The following is a 17,092-nucleotide window of genomic DNA, read 5'->3' on the forward strand; positions in this document are numbered from 1 at the left end:
TGTGGGCGGCGATGGCTTCGTCGAGGCCGATGACATCGTCGAGCAGGGTGTCCTCGTCGAGCAGGGTGTCCTCACACTCGGTCGTCGTCATGCGTCACCCCCTGCAATCCGAAGTTCGAACTGATGTTCGATTCACTGCTGGAACTGTAACCCACCCCACCGACAAAGTCACCAATCCTGCACAGACGCAACCCTATTCGCGGAAATCAATTCACATCCGAACCCCGTCCAGCTGATGAGATTCCTAGCCGAGCTCACACTTCAGACCACCCGGTACATTCGATGGATGAGCATCGACTCCCCCGCCAAGCCCACGCGTCGCACCGCTCGGTGGATCGCTGGCATCGTCGCAGCGGCAATCGTGATCGCTGCCGGCGTCCTGTGGATGGCACCGAGCCGATACTTGCCGTGGGACACGACGCCATTCCCCGAGACCGACACGTCAGCACTCACCACGGAGCAGGCGACGGTAGTCGAGCTCGTCCGAGCCGAGCACGAGCGGCAGCGACCGGGGACGTTCTATTCCGAGGGCGTCGACGAGGCGTGGTGCGCGAACTTCGTCAGCTGGATCATGAAGGAGTCCGGACAACCGCTGAGCAACCCGAACTCGGGCAGCTGGCGCATTCCGGGGGTGTACACGCTCACGGAGTACTACCAGGCGCAGGGCAGGTTCGAACCGAAGGGATATCTACCGTCGGTCGGCGATGTGGTGTTGTACGACAACAGCAGCTGGGTCGGCCAGCACACCAACATCGTCGTCGCGGTCGATGGCGAGACCGCAACCACTGTGGGCGGCAACGAGCTCGGGAAGATTCGTGTTCACACCGTCGATGCGCTGTCCGACTCCGCCATCGTTGGATTCGGAACCCTCGCATAGGCACGCCTCGCGCACAACCCCCGACAATTCACCCCAACAGCTTCTTCTGCACCTTGCCCATCGCGTTGCGAGGAAGCGACTCCACGACGCGGATTTCCCTGGGCCGCTTGTGGATCGACAGCTCGGACGCCACCAGATCGATCAGCACCTGCGGCTCGACATCGCTACCGACCACGTAGGCGACGATCCGTTGCCCGAGATCCTCATCGGGAACGCCGATAACGGCCACCTCGTCGACACTGGTGTGGCCCAACAGAACGGTCTCGATCTCGCCCGCGCCCACTCGGTATCCGCCTGACTTGATCAGGTCCGTCGATGCTCGTCCGACGATGCGATGGAAACCGTCGTGGTCGATGACGGCAACGTCACCGGTGTCGAACCAGCCATCCTCGGTAAACGACTTGGCCGTCGCTTCCGGGTTGTTCAGGTATCCGTCGAACATCATCGGTCCCCGTACCTGCAGTGCCCCGACGGATTCTCCGTCGTGCGGCAGGATCTCTCCGTTCTCGCCGCGCAACCGGGTCTCGACGCCTTTCACCGGCACCCCCACCGAGCCCGGCCTGCGCTCGCCATCGGCGCGGGTGCTGATCGTGATGAGGGTTTCGCTCATGCCGTAGCGCTCGATCGGCGCCTGCCCCGTCAGAGCGCGCAACTTCTCGAACACGGGGACAGGCAACGGTGCGCTTCCCGAGACGAGGAGCCGTGCCGTGGACAGGGTACGGGCGGAATCCTCGTCGGCCGCGATCCGCGACCAGACGGTCGGCACACCGAAATAGAGCGATCCACGGGCGGCAGCGTAGAGCGCAGGCGTCGGCTTGCCGGTGTGGATGACTGGGCTTCCGATGCGGAGAGGTCCGAGCAACCCGAGAATGAGTCCGTGGACATGGAACAGCGGGAGACCGTGTACGAGTGTGTCTTTCCATGTCCACTGCCAGGCGTCGGCGAGCGCGTCGATGTCCGCAGCGATAGCCTGACGGGACAGCAGCACGCCTTTGGGAGGACCCGTCGTGCCCGAGGTGTAGAGCACGAACGCGATCGACGACGGGTGCGGGTCTGGATAGCTGTGCCACGACCTGGCGTGCTGCCGGACGGGTAGCACCTGCAGTCCTGCCGTGTCCTCCGGCGCCTCCCCGAGCCATGCCTGCGCGCCCGAGTCGCGCAGAATGTGCTCACGCTCTGCGGGGCCCGCATCCGGCGGGACAGGGACGACGGTCACGCCGGCGATGAGACAGCCGACGACCGCGAGCACGGTCTTGACCGACGGCGTCGCCAGCACTGCCAGCCGATCTGCCTGGGCGACGCGCTCGGCCACGGACGTCGCGGCACCGAGAATGTCGCCTCGGGACAGTGCGGTATCGCCGATGGTGACGGCGTCGGGAATGTCCTCTCCGCGGGCGACGGCGAGTGGGTTCAATGAACGAAGCAGCACATGGCTACCGTACATACATGGATGCCGACGGAATCGACACCGGCGACTACGCCGAATACATGACCGTCCCCGCCGGAGACCTGCAGCCCGGGGTCTATCTCATCGGGACCGATGCGGAACAGGACGCGGACACCGAGGAAGAACTGGAGGACGACCTCGAGAACGACGACGACCTGGACATCGAACATGTCAGTGACGGCGCTCCGAGACTCGTGTACTCCGTCCAATCCGACGACTTCTGGACGCGCGTCGAGCTCGCCGACCTACGCGCGACGCAGATCTACGAGGAAGCACACGCACGCAACCCGTCGACCAACACCGAACCCAAGCGGTTCACGACGGTAGAGGCATTCGGAAGCAACGAGCTCGTCTACATTCTCCGCATCAGACGCGGAGGGTGGGGAGACGAATGACCCTGAAGGCAGCTAACTGCTGAGTCTCTCGGTCGCGGCGTGAATACGCTCGTCCGTCGCGGTCAGTGCGATTCGTACGTGCTGGGATCCGCCCGGCCCGTAGAACTCTCCCGGCGCCGCCAAGATGCCGCGCTCGGCGAGCCAGTCGACGGTGTCGCGGCACGGCTCGCCTCGGGTGGCCCACAGGTACAGGCCTGCCTCGGAGTGGTCGACGGTGAAGCCGGCCTTCTCGATCGCGCTCTTCAGTTCGGTACGGCGAACCCGGTAGCGCTCGCGCTGCACGTTTTCGTGCTCGTCGTCGCCCAGCGCCACCGTCATTGCAGCCTGGATCGGAAGCGGCACCATCATGCCCGCATGCTTCCGTACCTCGAGGAGATCGCTCACCAGGACCGGATCTCCGGTGACGAACCCGGCGCGGTAGCTTGCCAAGTTCGAAGTCTTGGAAAGCGAGTGCACGGCAAGAAGATTGGTATGGTCGCCGCCGGAGACTCGCGGGTCGAGAATCGAGACGGCCTCGGCCTCCCAGGTCAACCCCAGATAGCACTCGTCGGAGACAACGACCGCGTCGCGCTCCCGCGCCCAGGCGACGACCTTGCGGAGATGGTCGACCGGCAACACCTTGCCGGTCGGATTCGACGGCGAATTCACGAACACCAGAGATGCGTTCTCGGGGCCGAGTCGGTTGAGCCCATCGGCACGGGTGATGCGTGCACCGGCCAACAGCGCGCCGACCTCGTACGTCGGATACGCGAGTTCGGGGATGACGACGAGATCGTCTTTCCCGAGGCCGAGCAGCGTCGGCAGCCACGCAATCATCTCTTTGGTACCGATTGCCGGCAGCACCGCATCGGCGTCGATCCCGGTCACACCGTATCTGCGTGCCAACGCATCCACAGCAGCCGTACGAAGGGCCGTGGTACCGATTGTCGTCGGGTACCCGGGCTGGTCCGACACCGACGCCAGCGCATCCCGAATGGTCTGCGCGACCGGGTCGACGGGAGTGCCGACCGACAGGTTCACTATCCCGTCAGGGTGCGACGCTGCCTTCTCCTTGGCTGCAGCAAGCGAGTCCCAGGGAAAGTCGGGCAGCCCGGCAGCGACCGATATGCGAGCCAACGTCAGTGCTCGCCCATCGGCGGAAGTGCCTTGATGAACGGCGGGTCGTAGTCCGTCTTGCCGAGCTTCGCTGCACCACCGGGAGATCCCAGGTTGTCGAAGAAATCGACGTTGGCGCTGACGTAGCCGCTCCACTGGTCCGGAACGTCGTCTTCGTAGAAGATGGCCTCGACCGGGCATACCGGCTCGCAGGCACCGCAGTCGACGCACTCGTCAGGGTGGATGTACAGCATTCGATTGCCCTCGTAGATGCAGTCCACCGGGCATTCTTCGATGCACGCCTTGTCGAGCACATCGACGCACGGTTCCGCAATCGAGTAGGTCACTGCTGCTCTCCCTCCCTTTCCGATAACTGGCGCGACAGCTTGTTCTCACAATTGAAGTAGCGCCCTGAGCATCCTAGTATCGCGTCGAAGACCGGCGACGATCCGCGCAGGGTGTCCTCACTTGCGAAGATACGTCGACGTTGTCGACATGTCCGACTGTACGTCGCTCCGGTCGTCGGCGTGATCCGCTACCCAGCGGCGGCCTTGCTTCGCTGCTCTGGACAGTGCCCCGCGTTCTCCGAAGTAGCCGGCGACGCCGCCGACGAGCGGAATCATCGAGATGATCCGAAACACCTTACGGCTGTGTGGACGCTTGGCGAGCTCGCTCGACACGTCCCTGAGCACGCTCGCAACATCCCACATTGCATGCAGCAACGCGAACGGACCGTTGTCGCGACGAGGCGTCGGCTCGGTCTCGGGTTCGGTATCGGAGAGATCGATCTCACGTTCGCACAGCACCTCGGCGAGGAGGCGGACATGCGCCGAACGCTCGGTGACTCCGCTCTCACGCGCTACGGCGACCAGAACCATCGACTGATTCGCGAAGCCGAGAAGATCCTGCAGTGGCAGCCGGTTGACGAGCACACCGAACACCCCTGGGAACGCGACAGCGACGGTGTTCAGTGCGCCGATCCGAGCAACCCACCACTCGGAGCGCGCGTCGGCATCGAGCTTCTGCCACGCCTCGGTGCCGGGAAAGTCGGTGGCGTTCAGCGCCGACGCGAGCGTGTCGAGAACCTTGTCCAACACGGTGTCGTTCTCGGTCGGACGCCGAAACGTTCTGGCTTTCAACCCGACCGGGTCGCGATTCGCCAGGAGGTCGAGGACAGGGTCGATGATGGCGACGGCCCGATCCAGAGCGGTCGCAACGGTACGATCCTCCATGCTCAGACCAGCCCCACCACTGAGGGAACCCGCTCGACCAGCTCGTAGGTCGTGGTGCGCTCGCGTGCTGGTCGGCCGATTCCCTCGGCGATGTCGTGGAGTTCGGCCACTGTCTTCTCCGAGCCGTTCTGACTGCCTGCCATTCTGGAAATGGTCTCCTCCATCAAGGTTCCGCCGAGGTCGTTCGCCCCGCCGTTCAACATCGCCTGTGTACCCGTTGTACCGAGCTTCACCCACGACGTCTGGATGCTGTCGATCCGCCCATGCAGCATGATGCGCGCCAACGCATGCACGGCACGGTTGTCCCGGTTGGTCGGCCCCGGTCGCGACGCCCCCGCCAGATAGAGCGGCGAACTCTGATGCACGAAGGGCAGCGGTACGAACTCGGTGAACCCTCCAGTCTTGTCCTGAATCTTCTTGAGTACGTTGAGGTGTCCTACCCAGTGCGACGGGTTGTCGACGTGGCCGTACATCATCGTCGACGACGACCTGAGCCCCACCTCGTGCGCCGTGGTCACTACCTCGATCCACTCGGCGGCCGGCAACTTGCCCTTCGTCAGCACCCAGCGAACCTCGTCGTCGAGAATTTCCGCCGCGGTGCCCGGAATCGTGTCGAGCCCGGCGGCCCGCAACTCCGTCAGCCAATCCCGAATGGACTGTCCGCCACGCGAAGCACCGTTGACGATCTCCATCGGCGAGAACGCGTGCACGTGCATCGACGGCACTCGCTCCTTCACTGCACGCACCAGATCCGCGTACCCCGTCACAGGCAGCTCAGGGTCGATCCCGCCCTGCATGCACACCTCGGTCGCGCCGACGACGTGCGCTTCCCACGCTCGATCAGCGACTTCGGACGTCGACAGAGTGAACGCGTCGGCGTCGCCCTTGCGTTGCGCGAACGCACAGAAACGGCAGCCGGTGTAGCAGATGTTGGTGAAGTTGATGTTCCGGTTGACCACGTAGGTGACGGTGTCGCCGTTGACCTGTTTGCGCAGCTCGTCGGCAAGCGCAGCCACGGCGTCCATGCCGGGGCCCTCGGCGGTCGCCAACGCGAGGTATTGCTCGTCGGACAAGCCTGCCGGATCTTTCTCCGCGGCATCGAGTGCGGACACGAGATCCCGGTCGACGCGTTCGAGACCCGCGAGGTCGCGGACCTGCTCCCGAATCGACTCCCAGTCCCCGAATGCGTTCGCGAGGTCCGAGCGCGCGTCGGTGTTTCGTCCCTGGCTGTCGATCTCGGTGTTCAGATCCACTCGCCCCGAGGACTCCCACTCCTCGTCGGGTTCCTGCCACGGCAGACCCGTCGGGATGACGCCGTCACGGGCCATCCCCGTTTCCGAATCAGCCAGTGCATGCACGTGCGCCGAGATCCTCGGATCGATCCATGGGGCACCTGCGAGTACGTATTGCGGCTGCGCCGCCGTGCGTTCGACCAGTGTGTATCCCGCAGCCTGCGAGAGTTCGGCGAGAGTGTCGAGGTTGGGCCACGGCCGCTCGGGGTTGACGTGGTCGGGTGTCAGCGGCGAGACGCCACCCCAGTCGTCGACTCCCGCACGCAACAACGCGGCGGTCTCCTGCGACTCGACGAGATTCGGTGGCGCCTGAATACGCATGGACGGGCCCATCAGGATTCGTGTCACGGCGATCGTCGCGAGGAACTCTTCCATTCCGGCGTTCGGCGCCGACCGCATCGCGGTGTCACCCTTGGCAAGGAAGTTCTGGACGATGACTTCCTGAACATGACCGAATGCTTTGTGCGCCTTGCGGATAGCCATGATCGACTCGGCACGGTCGCGAATCGTCTCCCCGATTCCGACGAGAATTCCGGTGGTGAACGGGATGTTCAAGCGGCCGGCGTCGGTCAGCGTGCGGAGCCGGACCTCGGGGTCCTTGTCGGGGCTACCGTAGTGCGCCTGCCCCTTCTCCTCGAACAGCCGCCGCGACGTGGTCTCGAGCATCATGCCCATCGACGGCGCAACGGGCTTGAGCCGCGAGAGCTCCTGCCAGCTCATGACGCCCGGATTGAGGTGCGGCAGCAAACCGGTCTCCTCGAGGACACGGATCGACATTGCCCGCACGTAGTCGAGCGTCGAATCGTAGCCGCGGGAATCGAGCCATTCCTTGGCCTCGGGCCACCGCTCCTCCGGTCGATCCCCGAGGGTGAACAGTGCTTCCTTGCAGCCGAGTTCGGCGCCCTTCCGAGCAACCTCGACGATGTCGTCGGGATCCATGAACAGCCCGTGGCCCTGAGCTGCGAGCTTGCCCGGCACGGTCACGAACGTGCAGTAGTGGCACTTGTCGCGGCACAGACGCGTGATCGGGATGAACACCTTCCGCGAGTAGCTGACGGTCTTGTCCCGACCGGCCGCGAGCAGTCCTGCATCGCGAACTCGGGACGCCGACGCCATCACGTCCACCAGATCATCGCCACGCGCATGCAGCAGAACGGTGGCCTCGTCGACATTGAGACTCACACCGTCGCGTGCACGACGCAGAACACGACGCATGGCTGACGGTGCGGGGACAGTTTCGGGCAACATGGTCACCAGTCGATCATGCTCCTCCGACGTGTGGGCGTGCCACCGGGACGCAGCGGGCGGACATTCGTCACGGCAACGTGCGAATCGTGCGGCACGGGTTTCCGGCTGCGAACGTGTTCGACGGCACGTCCCGGGTCACGACGCTCCCCGCACCGACCACCGAGTTCTCGCCGATCGTGACACCTGGACACACGATGACGCCACCTCCCAACCAGACGTTGTCGCCGATCGAGATCGGGGCAGCACTCTCCCACCGTTGCCGTCGAGCTTCGTGATCGTCCATCGGATGCAACGCGGTGAGCAGCTGAACACGGGGACCGATCGACACGTCGTCCCCGATCGTGATGGGGGCGCAGTCCAACAGGATCGCGTCGTAGTTCAAGAAACTGTTCGAGCCGATTCGGATCAGCGATCCGTAGTCGCACTGGAATCGCGGCATGATCCACGACGACTCGCCGAAGCCGCCGAGCAGGCCGGTGAGCAGGTCACGACGTCGATCGTTCTCGTCTGCCGCGGTCGCATTGAATTCGTCGAGGATCCTCTGACATGCCTTGCGTTCGGCAATCAGGTCCGGATCGCTGTCCTTGTACAGTTCGCCGCGCACCATTGCGTCACGTTGAGTACCCATGAGACCGAACGGTACGTGACCGGTCGCCCACGGCCACGTGGCTCGACGGCAGGCGATAGATTCGTAGGCATGATCACGATGACCGACCCAGCGTGGCGTCCGAGTCCCCGTGCGAAGCAACTGTGGGCGATCAATGCCACTTTGATCTGGATCCCCCTGTTCATCGCGCAGGTCGTCTGGGCGGTGATCGTCGACGAGTGGACAACGTGGCCCCACGTGGCGGTGTTCGCCGTGTCCGTGGTGCTCGCTGCACTGGACATCATCGTGACGCCGCAGTGGCGGTATCGGGTGCACCGCTGGGAGATCAGCGATACCGCGGTGTACACGCGCACAGGATGGTTCAACCAAGAGCGACGCATCGCACCGATCTCGCGGGTGCAGACCGTCGACACCGAGCGGGGGCCGATCGATCGACTGCTCGGCCTGTCGACGGTCACCGTCACGACAGCGTCATCCGCCGGAGCGGTGAAGATCACGGCCCTCGACAAGGAAGTCGCGGACAAGACCGTCGCGCAGCTCACCGAGATCGCCGGTCGTACTCTGGGCGACGCCACATGAGCACCGAACGAAGCGACCATGTCACCGAGCGCAGCGACCATGTCACCGAGCGAAGCGAGCATGCCCCCGAGCTTCTCGCCGAGGAAGAGCAGCAGCGATGGTTGCGGTTGGACAAGCGGATGCTCCTTGTCCATCCGGTCAACGAGGCAGTCAAGGTCCTTCCCGTGCTGCTGGTCTCGTTCATCCTCGGTAGTCAGAGCGGCAACCACCTGTGGGGTCTGATCATCGTGGCGGTGGTGGTCGTGTTCGCGATCCTCCGCTGGTTCACTACGAGTTATCGAATCGGTCCGGTCCACGTACAGCTGAGAACCGGTGTCTTCCAGAAGAAGTTGCTGTCGGTCCCGCGAAGCCGCATTCGTTCCGTCGACGTCGAGGCCGGCGTCCTGCATCGTGTACTCGGTCTGTCGATCCTGCGCATCGGCACCGGACAGCAAGCAGGCAAGGGCGAGAAATTCGAGCTCAACGCTCTGGATTCGAAAGTTGTACCTGCTCTCCGCGAGCAACTACTGGACACGGTCACCAGATCCCCGCGCCCCGTGGACGCACCGCCTCCGGTCGAGACGGAGATCGCGCACTGGCGGACATCCTGGGTGCGCTTCGCGCCGTTCTCGTTCACCGGTGTCGTCACGATCGCCGCAGCGGTCGGGATTCTGTTTCAGTACGGCTTCGGCGAACGCATCACCGAGTCCTCGGTCGTGGCTGACAGCATCGACTCCGCCGAACGGTTCGGAATCGCACTCGTGATCGTCGTCGGCCTGTTGATCCTGCTGATAGTGGCGAGCCTGTTCGCGTGCGCGCGCTACCTGATCGCGTACGGAAACCTCTCGGTCACCGACGACGGCACCCGGTTGCACGTAGCCCACGGGCTACTCCGAACCCGATCGACGACACTCGATAGGAAGCGCCTTCGCGGCACGTCTCTGTCGGAACCACTGCTTCTTCGTGTCGCGAAAGGCGCCACACTCGATGCCATCATGACGGGCGTCAGCGCTGAGAAGAAGGAGTCGTCCCTTCTGCTGCCTCAGGCGCCCACGGCGGAGGCACGGCGCGTGATGACCACAGTCCTCGGCGACGCAGGACTGCACGCCGACGCGCAGAAGCCGCTGCAATCACACGGCCCCGCCGCTCGACGCCGGCGATACACCCGAGCTGTAGGTCCGGTCGCCATGCTCGGGGCGGGTCTGGCAGTTGCCAAGGCCCTTGGCGCCCCGATCCCGACGATTGCGTGGTTGGCTGCGGCGATCGTGCTCGTCGGCGCAGTGTTCGTCGCCTGGGACCGATATCGCGGGCTCGGCCACGCCGTGCTTCCCGGGTGGTTGATCACTCAGCACGGCTCCCTGGATCGGACCCGACACAGCCTCGAAGCCGCGGGCATCATCGGATGGACTGTTCGCCAAACGTTCTTCCAGCGACGCGCAGGAGTTGCGACGATCATCGCGGCGACACCGGCAGGCGTCGGACACTACGAAGTCCTCGACGTACCGGCCGATCAGGCATGGGCGCTCGTCGAAGCAGTCACCCCGGGAGCCGGCGACAAATGGGTGCGCTGACTCCCAAGACCATTGCCCAACTCGATCGTGCGGTGTCCCAGTGCCGCGCCTGCCGACGGCTCGTCAACTGGCGTGAAAAGGTCGCCGCCGAGAAGAGGGCAGCGTTCCGTGACGAGACCTATTGGGGCAGAGCAGTCCCCGGATTCGGCCCGGCCGACGCCAAGGTTCTGATAGTCGGTCTCGCTCCCGCCGCCCACGGCGCGAACCGCACCGGCCGAATGTTCACCGGGGATCGCAGCGGAGACGTGCTCTATGCCGCGCTCCACGCCGTCGGACTGGCGAATCAACCCACCTCGACGCACATCGACGACGGTCTGACGCTGCACGGTGTGCGAATCACTGCTCCGGTGCACTGCGCACCGCCGGACAACAAGCCCACCGTCACCGAGCGTGACCGATGCCAGAAATGGCTCGACGTCGAACTGGGGCTACTGAAGCCGACGCTGAAGTCGATCGTCGTACTCGGCGGCTTCGGGTGGCAGTCTCTGTTGCCGGTTCTCCGGAAGAACGGCTGGGACATACCGCGTCCCAACCCGAAATTCGGCCATGGCGTCGAGGTCGATATCGCCGCACCAGGTCATTCCGCAGTCCGGCTGTTCGGCAGCTACCACGTCAGCCAGCAGAACACCTTCACCGGACGCTTGACCCCGTCGATGATCGAGAATGTGCTCCGGGCTGCAGGTTCGCATGCGGGGCTGTCAGTGTCTGCAGCCGCCAGCTGAACAACAGGATCCCAGGCGGAATCAGACCGCCGAGCAGCAGAAATGCCGTGCGCCAATCCGCCAGCAACAGCACATCGCCGCCGGGACCGCCGAACATGCACACCAGGATCGCCGTGAACCACCCGATGAGCGGGGATGCGATCGCCAACGGCTTCTCGGCGACTTTGCGAGCCGCGAACAGCAGCGTCACATTCGCGATACCCGCCAGCAGTGCGCTGACCGGGAACGGTACCGGGCCGAGGTACGTGGGTAGGAAGAAGACCGACAGGATGCCGCACAGGAAACCGTCGAAGATCAGTACTGCAAGAGTTGCCCGCGAAACGAGGACGACAGCATTGGATGCGGCCTTCGAGATCATGCACCCAATACTGTCGTATGCAGCGAGTTCAGGAGACCGGTGGGTATCCCAAAGCGGTCAGCAAGTGGCTCAGGGCTGACGCAAGATCGGTCAAACCGTTCTGATAGAGCATCTCTTGGCGCGGAAAGTCCGGCTTCAGCGAGTTCACGAACGCGACGATGGCGTCCTGCACGATCCAGTTGTACATCTTGTGTGTCCCACCCCTGCTGTCAGCCGACTAGTGATCGAAGTCATATCCTAGTACGCCTGCGAACAAGTCGGTCTCCCTACCCGCTTCATCGACGTCGGCGCCGCGCGCACCACGCACCAGAACGTACTGTTCGACGTCGAGGATCGGTTGCGCGATGTTGTTAGACAACGCATATTCGACGCCCGACGGCGCCACCGTCACTTGGGTCGCGTGCGCACGCAGAGCGTCGCGCTTGCGGTCGAACACGCCACCGATATCCACCGATGTGGTGACTACATCCTCCGGAACGCTGGGGAGCTCACCGTCCTCGGGCATCCGCCACCCCTCCGGCACCTCGGAGATCGCTGCAATGCCGTCGCGAAGTTGATGCGCGCCGGTCACCGTCCAGTAGGACTTCTGCGGAGTCCACGGCGACCCGGCCGCCGGAAAACGATCCGAACCGGCGATGTCGAACGCCTCGGTCACAAGCGAGTGGACCTGCTGGTGGTCCGGGTGGCCGTACCCGCCTTCCGGGTCGTAGCCGACGACGACGTCGGGCCGCACGTTTCTGATGACCGCCAACATCGCCGTCAATGCTTCGTCGCGGTCGGCGTTGACGAACGCGCGCGGATTGGCCGCTGCGGAAGTTCCGGCCATTCCGGAATCCCGCCAACGCCCGGCTCCCCCGAGAAATCTGGGCGGCTGAGCGCCAAGAATGTCGAGCGCTCTGTGTAATTCGAGGATTCGGTAGCCGCCGAGCTGGTCCGCATCGTCGGCGACGAGGCGCGCCCACGTGTCCCCGATGACCTCACCCTCTTCGCCGAGCGAACAGGTCAGGACCGTGACTTCGACGCCCGCCTGCGCATAGCGCGCGATCGTTCCGCCGGTGGTGATGGTCTCGTCGTCCGGATGCGCATGAACGAGCAGCAATCTCACTTGATTTCGGTCCTCATCCACGTGGCGGCGTCACCGAAGATTCCGACTTCGATCGGGCCCGCCAACGACACTCCCGACACACCGCTGTTGACTGCAACGACGGACGAGTCTTGAACGATAGGCAGCACCGCAGCCAGCTTCCACAACTTGGGCTCCGCCTCGGACCGAAGTGCCGCTTCCGAAAGCTCACCTCGCAGAGCACGCCCGACCGAATCTTCCAGCTCTGGCACGCACAGTCCGGACAAGTTACTGGGCGGCGTCAAGGTCGGATTCTCCTGCGAGACTTCGGTTTCGGGGACCTTCGACTGAGCTGCGGGACAACCGAACCGAGAGGCCATGACAGTCGCGGGATCGAGCCCGACACTCGACCACCCCACGATCGCGTCCACCTCCCCCTGACTCGATGCCGTGCCGTAGAGCTCCTCTGCGGGCAACGGGGTCACCCTCGCATCGATGCCGACTCCGGCGAGCTGGTCCGCTGCGGTGTTCGCAACTGCGAGCGCGATCGTATCGTTCTCCACCGCGCCGATGACGAATTCGACTGGCAAACCGTCTTTTCCGCGACTACCATCGGGCAGCGCGACATAGCCGGCACGCTCGAGCAATGCGACGGCGGCATCTCGCCCGATGGCTGAGGGGGCGGTCGGGGCGTACTCGGGATCGGAGGGACTCGTCAGCTGCGCGAGTGCCGGATGATCGGCCGAACTCGAACCTGCAGCGACCGTCGACAGCAACGACGAGTCCAGCAGACCCATGATCCCCTCTCGCACAGCTGGATCGGCGAGCAAGGGAACCCGGCCGTTGAGGGTCAGGTCGAGAACGCGCGGCTGCAGACGTGAATCCGTTCGGACTCCGGGTATTGCTGCAAGCTGCGCGTTGGTCGCTGTACTCGACCGGACTTGCGCCACCTGCGCGTCGCCCGAGCGCAGCGAATCGGCAAGCTGAGCGGCCGTGCCACCACGTCGAAGAAGTATCTGGAAGGGCAAGGCCGGCTCACCCCAGAAGCGGTCGTTGCGCTCGAGCAGAATTTCGTCACGCCCTCGGTCGATCGACTTGACGGTGAACCGTCCGCCCGAGACCGGGACGTTGTCGGCCAAACCGGTCTCGAAGCCGCCGAGCGAGTCCTTGAGCAGGTGACTGGGGAGCAGATCGGCGAAGAGTCGCTGCCAATTCGGGTATGGCTGCTTCATGGTCACATTCACAGTCTTGCCGCCGCCGGACGACGCGACGTTGTCGATGAGCGCGTACCCCGCCGGATCGACGACCCCGGGCTGCGAAATCATCTGCTGCCACAGGTAGCGGAAATCCTCGGCCGCGATAGGCGCGCTGTCGGACCACTGCGCTTCGTCGCGAAGCTGGTAAGTGATGGTGAACGGATTCTGGGAGGTCACCTCGGCGGAGACCAGAACCGTCGAGTCCGGCAGCCAGATCGTGTTGTCCGGATTTTCCGGGTCGACCGCGGGGCGGAACGGGCTGGGTAGGACCAAAGCACTCACCGCGGAGTTCGCGGGCGACTGATCCGACAACAGGTGCGGGTTGAAGCCGATGCCCACGTCATCGATGGCTACTACGACCGGGTCGCCGGTCTCCGTGGGAGCCGGAACTGTGGTCGTCGTCGAGACGGGGGTGGGGTCACTCTCGACGGGAGGCGGCGGATTGGCCGTACACGCTGCGAGAACCAACGCAATGGCTCCGATACCAAGGGAGTGCACCCGCCGCAATAGCCGCTCCTTCGTCGTAGCCCGTGCGTGTGTAGCTACGTTTCGAACGCAACTACACACGCACGGGCGGGTTCCGCGAGTTTACAGAGCAGCCTTGTCACGCGACTTGCTGCGCGAACGCTCGCGAGCGCGCTCGTTGGAATCGAGGTGCACCTTGCGGACGCGGACGACCTCGGGGGTCACCTCGACGCACTCGTCGCCTGCACAGAATTCCATGGCCATTTCCAGGTCCAGCTTCTTCGGCTTGGCCAGGGTCTCCATGACGTCGGCCGAAGACTGACGCATGTTGGTCAGCTTCTTTTCACGGGTGACGTTGATGTCGAGGTCTTCCTGACGCGGGTTGATTCCCACGACCATGCCCTCGTAGGTGTCCGCACCCGGCTCGACGAAGAACGTGCCGCGGTCGGCGAGCTGGATCATCGCGAACGGAGTCACGGTGCCCTGACGGTCCGAGACGAGCGAACCGGTGTGGCGTGCACGGATCTCGCCCGCCCACGGTGCGTAACCATGGAAGACAGCGTTGGCGATACCGGTGCCGCGCGTGTCGGTGAGGAAGTCGGTACGGAATCCGATGAGACCACGCGACGGAACGATGAATTCCATCCGAACCCACCCTGCGCCGTGGTTCGTCATCTGAACCATCTTGCCCTTGCGTGCAGCGAGAAGCTGCGTGACGCCACCGAGGAACTCCTCCGGGGTGTCGATCGTGAGCTCTTCGAAGGGCTCGTGCAGTTTGCCGTCGACCTGGCGGGTGACCACCTGCGGCTTACCGACGGTGAGCTCGAAGCCTTCACGACGCATCTGCTCGACGAGGATGGCGAGCGCGAGCTCGCCACGACCCTGGACCTCCCAGGCGTCGGGACGCCCGATGTCGAGCACCTTGAGCGAGACGTTACCGATGAGCTCCTGGTCCAGACGGCTCTTGACCATCCGCGAGGTGAGCTTGTGGCCGCTGACGCGTCCGACCAGCGGGCTGGTGTTGGTGCCGATGGTGACCGAGATGGCCGGCTGGTCGACGGTGATGCGGGGCAGCGCAACCGGGTTCTCGAGGTCGGCGAGCGTGTCACCGATCATGATGTCCGGGAAACCTGCGACTGCGACGATGTCACCTGCGACGCCGCGCTCACCGGGGACGCGCTCGACGCCGACGGTGTTGAGCAGCTCGGTGATCTTGGCCTTCTGTACGACGGGCTCGCCGTCGACCTCACGCATCCAGCTCACGGTCTGGCCCTTGTTGAGCTCGCCGTTGTGGATGCGGACCAGGGCGAGGCGGCCGAGGAAGGCCGACGCATCGAGGTTGGTGACGTGGGCCTGCAGCGGTGCGTCCACGTTGCCCTTGGGCGCGGGGACGTAGTTCAGCAGGACCTCGAAGAGCTCGTCGAGGTTCTCGGCGTCGGGAGCGTTGCCGTTCTCGGGCTGAACCTTCGATGCCTTGCCTTCGCGGCCGGAGGCGTAGAGGACGGGCAAGTCCAGAGCCAGCTCGGCAGCCTCGGAGGCTTCGTCGTCGAGGTCCGATGCGAGGTCGAGCAGCAGATCGTGGCTCTCGGACACGACCTCCTCGATACGCGCGTCGGGACGGTCGGTCTTGTTCACGACGAGGATCACCGGAAGCGAGGCGGCAAGCGCCTTACGCAACACGAATCGGGTCTGCGGAAGCGGGCCCTCGGATGCATCGACGAGCAGGACGACGCCGTCGACCATGGACAGGCCGCGCTCGACCTCTCCGCCGAAGTCGGCGTGGCCGGGCGTGTCGATCACGTTGATGACGGTGATGGTGCCGTCGGCGTTGCGTTTGTGGACGGCCGTGTTCTTGGCCAGGATCGTGATGCCTTTTTCCTTCTCCAGGTCACCCGAGTCCATGACGCGGTCGATCGCTTCGGCGCGTTCCTCGAACGCGCCGGACTGCCGCAACATGGCGTCGACCAGCGTGGTCTTACCGTGGTCGACGTGTGCAACGATTGCTACGTTGCGGAACGTTGTGGTGGCATCGATGTTGTCTGCACTGCTTGGGGCGCTCACGCGAAAAATTCTCCTGGGTCGAATGCGGGCTCTTGTTCGCTAGCGGGCTTATGTCGCTAGAGAAGCGCGCTGCACCGCGAGATTCTCGCGACCGGCCGAGTTTACCCGCTGCCGCAGGGTGACCTGCACCACGCAGTACTCTTGGCCAGAAGTTCACCTTGAAATTGAAGAGAAATGCGGAGCGAGATCAATGGGCAAGGTCAAGGCCAAGGACGTATCGGGCCTCAAACCCAAGAAGAAATGCTGCCGTAAAAAGACGCGCTGCCTCAAGTGTCCGGTCGTCATCATGCGGATGAAGAAGCTCGAGGACACGGGCGCATCGGGTAAGGACTTGAAGAAGGGCCTCAAGAAGGCTCGGGCTGCCTGAGCATCCCGCTCAGTTCCGGCACCCAGGTTCGATCGGCGTCGACCAGGTCGGCGGCGGTGAGCCCGCGGGCATCGACCCATCGAAGATCCGAATGATCGAGCGGTTCAGGCGTTCCTGACACCAACTCGACTCGGTAGGCGCGGAGAACCAACCCTCCGGCAAGGTTCACGTCGCCGGACAACTGCTCCCCTACCGCAGTCTCGACACCGAGCTCTTCGTGCAGTTCACGCCCAAGGGCAGCTTCCGGCGACTCCCCCGGTTCGACCTTGCCGCCTGGCAGTTCCCACATCCCCGCCAGCTCAGGTGGGCGGGAGCGCTGGGCGAGCAGTAGTAGCCCGTCGGCGATCAGGGCGCCTGCGACGACCAGCACAGGATCGGAGCCTATGGAGACTGCGGAGTGAGAATCAGGCACGCGAGCGGAGCCTGCGGAGTGAGAATCAGGCACGCGAGCGGAGCCTGCGGAGTGAGAATCAGGCAC

18 protein-coding genes are annotated in these 17,092 nt (G+C 64.2%); 6 read left to right on the forward strand and 12 right to left on the reverse strand.

Features of this window, described 5'->3' with window-relative positions; genetic code table 11:
* Positions 1-286: 286 nt before the first annotated feature.
* Positions 287-877, forward strand: a complete 591-nt coding sequence (locus ACODSO_RS27775) for a CHAP domain-containing protein (RefSeq protein WP_489039871.1) — start codon at positions 287-289, stop codon at positions 875-877.
* 28 nt (positions 878-905) lie between these two features.
* On the opposite strand, the gene ACODSO_RS27780 is transcribed toward ACODSO_RS27775, so the two are convergent.
* Entirely contained in the window at positions 906-2,306 is a 1,401-nt protein-coding gene (locus ACODSO_RS27780) for an acyl-CoA synthetase (protein WP_489039872.1), read from the reverse strand.
* Between the two features lie 17 nt (positions 2,307-2,323).
* On the opposite strand from ACODSO_RS27780, the gene ACODSO_RS27785 reads away from it, so the two are divergent.
* The gene (locus ACODSO_RS27785; protein WP_068381770.1) at positions 2,324-2,719 is read left to right on the forward strand and encodes a hypothetical protein; all 396 of its coding nucleotides are present in this window, start codon (positions 2,324-2,326) and stop codon (positions 2,717-2,719) included.
* Between the two features lie 12 nt (positions 2,720-2,731).
* Here the strand turns inward: ACODSO_RS27785 and dapC are convergent, their stop codons facing one another.
* From dapC to ACODSO_RS27810, 5 genes are all read right to left on the reverse strand, one after another.
* Positions 2,732-3,835, reverse strand: coding sequence for a succinyldiaminopimelate transaminase (gene dapC / locus ACODSO_RS27790; RefSeq protein ID WP_489039873.1), 1,104 nt, complete (start codon positions 3,833-3,835; stop codon positions 2,732-2,734).
* Between the two features lie 2 nt (positions 3,836-3,837).
* The gene (gene fdxA / locus ACODSO_RS27795) at positions 3,838-4,161 is read right to left on the reverse strand and encodes a ferredoxin (RefSeq protein WP_338886225.1); all 324 of its coding nucleotides are present in this window, start codon (positions 4,159-4,161) and stop codon (positions 3,838-3,840) included.
* A 117-nt stretch (positions 4,162-4,278) separates the two neighbouring features.
* On the reverse strand, positions 4,279-5,046 hold the full coding sequence (locus tag ACODSO_RS27800; RefSeq protein ID WP_489039874.1) for a hypothetical protein: 768 nt from the start codon (positions 5,044-5,046) through the stop codon (positions 4,279-4,281).
* A gap of 2 nt (positions 5,047-5,048) precedes the next feature.
* Positions 5,049-7,586 carry a bifunctional FO biosynthesis protein CofGH gene (locus ACODSO_RS27805; RefSeq protein WP_489039882.1) on the reverse strand — a complete coding sequence of 846 codons (2,538 nt, stop codon included), beginning with the start codon at positions 7,584-7,586 and terminating at the stop codon, positions 5,049-5,051.
* Between the two features lie 67 nt (positions 7,587-7,653).
* Complete coding sequence (locus ACODSO_RS27810) at positions 7,654-8,214, reverse strand: sugar O-acetyltransferase (protein WP_489039875.1); 561 nt, start codon at positions 8,212-8,214, stop codon at positions 7,654-7,656.
* Positions 8,215-8,283: 69 nt separating this feature from the next.
* Between ACODSO_RS27810 and ACODSO_RS27815 the strand changes: the two genes are divergently transcribed.
* From ACODSO_RS27815 to ACODSO_RS27825, 3 genes are all read left to right on the forward strand, one after another.
* The gene (locus tag ACODSO_RS27815) at positions 8,284-8,772 is read left to right on the forward strand and encodes a PH domain-containing protein (RefSeq protein WP_489039876.1); all 489 of its coding nucleotides are present in this window, start codon (positions 8,284-8,286) and stop codon (positions 8,770-8,772) included.
* A gap of 119 nt (positions 8,773-8,891) precedes the next feature.
* Positions 8,892-10,322, forward strand: a complete 1,431-nt coding sequence (locus tag ACODSO_RS27820; protein ID WP_489039883.1) for a PH domain-containing protein — start codon at positions 8,892-8,894, stop codon at positions 10,320-10,322.
* Complete coding sequence (locus tag ACODSO_RS27825; RefSeq protein ID WP_489039877.1) at positions 10,310-11,044, forward strand: uracil-DNA glycosylase; 735 nt, start codon at positions 10,310-10,312, stop codon at positions 11,042-11,044. The genes ACODSO_RS27820 and ACODSO_RS27825 overlap by 13 nt, the downstream gene beginning before the upstream one ends.
* Here ACODSO_RS27825 and ACODSO_RS27830 read toward each other — a convergent pair.
* From ACODSO_RS27830 to typA, 5 genes are all read right to left on the reverse strand, one after another.
* The gene (locus ACODSO_RS27830) at positions 10,953-11,402 is read right to left on the reverse strand and encodes a hypothetical protein (protein WP_489039878.1); all 450 of its coding nucleotides are present in this window, start codon (positions 11,400-11,402) and stop codon (positions 10,953-10,955) included. The genes ACODSO_RS27825 and ACODSO_RS27830 overlap by 92 nt on opposite strands.
* Positions 11,403-11,430: 28 nt before the next feature.
* Positions 11,431-11,589: a hypothetical protein gene (locus tag ACODSO_RS27835; RefSeq protein ID WP_197481029.1), complete on the reverse strand. Its 159-nt coding sequence runs from the start codon at positions 11,587-11,589 to the stop codon at positions 11,431-11,433.
* A 30-nt stretch (positions 11,590-11,619) separates the two neighbouring features.
* The gene (mshB, locus tag ACODSO_RS27840; protein WP_489039879.1) at positions 11,620-12,528 is read right to left on the reverse strand and encodes an N-acetyl-1-D-myo-inositol-2-amino-2-deoxy-alpha-D-glucopyranoside deacetylase; all 909 of its coding nucleotides are present in this window, start codon (positions 12,526-12,528) and stop codon (positions 11,620-11,622) included.
* Positions 12,504-14,228 (reverse strand): ABC transporter family substrate-binding protein, encoded by a 1,725-nt coding sequence (locus ACODSO_RS27845; RefSeq protein ID WP_489039880.1) that lies wholly within the window; start codon positions 14,226-14,228, stop codon positions 12,504-12,506. The genes mshB and ACODSO_RS27845 overlap by 25 nt, the downstream gene beginning before the upstream one ends.
* Before the next feature lie 81 nt (positions 14,229-14,309).
* Positions 14,310-16,247 (reverse strand): translational GTPase TypA, encoded by a 1,938-nt coding sequence (typA, locus tag ACODSO_RS27850; protein ID WP_068381746.1) that lies wholly within the window; start codon positions 16,245-16,247, stop codon positions 14,310-14,312.
* Positions 16,248-16,437: 190 nt separating this feature from the next.
* On the opposite strand from typA, the gene ACODSO_RS27855 reads away from it, so the two are divergent.
* A complete protein-coding gene (locus ACODSO_RS27855) occupies positions 16,438-16,614 on the forward strand; it encodes a hypothetical protein (RefSeq protein ID WP_197481028.1) in 177 nt (58 codons plus the stop codon).
* On the opposite strand, the gene ACODSO_RS27860 is transcribed toward ACODSO_RS27855, so the two are convergent.
* Entirely contained in the window at positions 16,592-16,984 is a 393-nt protein-coding gene (locus ACODSO_RS27860) for a (deoxy)nucleoside triphosphate pyrophosphohydrolase (RefSeq protein ID WP_489039881.1), read from the reverse strand. The two genes, ACODSO_RS27855 and ACODSO_RS27860, sit on opposite strands and share 23 nt — an antisense overlap.
* Positions 16,985-17,092 lie beyond the last annotated feature (108 nt).

This window comes from Rhodococcus sp. FG69 (genome assembly GCF_057808915.1).

Bases quoted from the DNA above. Each gene is read 5' to 3' on its own strand.
- ACODSO_RS27805 (WP_489039882.1), bottom strand. From the start codon at position 7,586: ATGTTGCCCGAAACTGTCCCCGCACCGTCAGCCATGCGTCGTGTTCTG.
- ACODSO_RS27820 (WP_489039883.1), top strand. From the start codon at position 8,892: ATGCTCCTTGTCCATCCGGTCAACGAGGCAGTCAAGGTCCTTCCCGTG.
- ACODSO_RS27810 (WP_489039875.1), bottom strand. From the start codon at position 8,214: ATGGGTACTCAACGTGACGCAATGGTGCGCGGCGAACTGTACAAGGAC.
- ACODSO_RS27785 (WP_068381770.1), top strand. From the start codon at position 2,324: ATGGATGCCGACGGAATCGACACCGGCGACTACGCCGAATACATGACC.
- ACODSO_RS27825 (WP_489039877.1), top strand. From the start codon at position 10,310: ATGGGTGCGCTGACTCCCAAGACCATTGCCCAACTCGATCGTGCGGTG.
- ACODSO_RS27830 (WP_489039878.1), bottom strand. From the start codon at position 11,402: ATGATCTCGAAGGCCGCATCCAATGCTGTCGTCCTCGTTTCGCGGGCA.
- ACODSO_RS27775 (WP_489039871.1), top strand. From the start codon at position 287: ATGAGCATCGACTCCCCCGCCAAGCCCACGCGTCGCACCGCTCGGTGG.
- ACODSO_RS27800 (WP_489039874.1), bottom strand. From the start codon at position 5,046: ATGGAGGATCGTACCGTTGCGACCGCTCTGGATCGGGCCGTCGCCATC.
- ACODSO_RS27815 (WP_489039876.1), top strand. From the start codon at position 8,284: ATGATCACGATGACCGACCCAGCGTGGCGTCCGAGTCCCCGTGCGAAG.
- ACODSO_RS27835 (WP_197481029.1), bottom strand. From the start codon at position 11,589: ATGTACAACTGGATCGTGCAGGACGCCATCGTCGCGTTCGTGAACTCG.
- ACODSO_RS27855 (WP_197481028.1), top strand. From the start codon at position 16,438: ATGGGCAAGGTCAAGGCCAAGGACGTATCGGGCCTCAAACCCAAGAAG.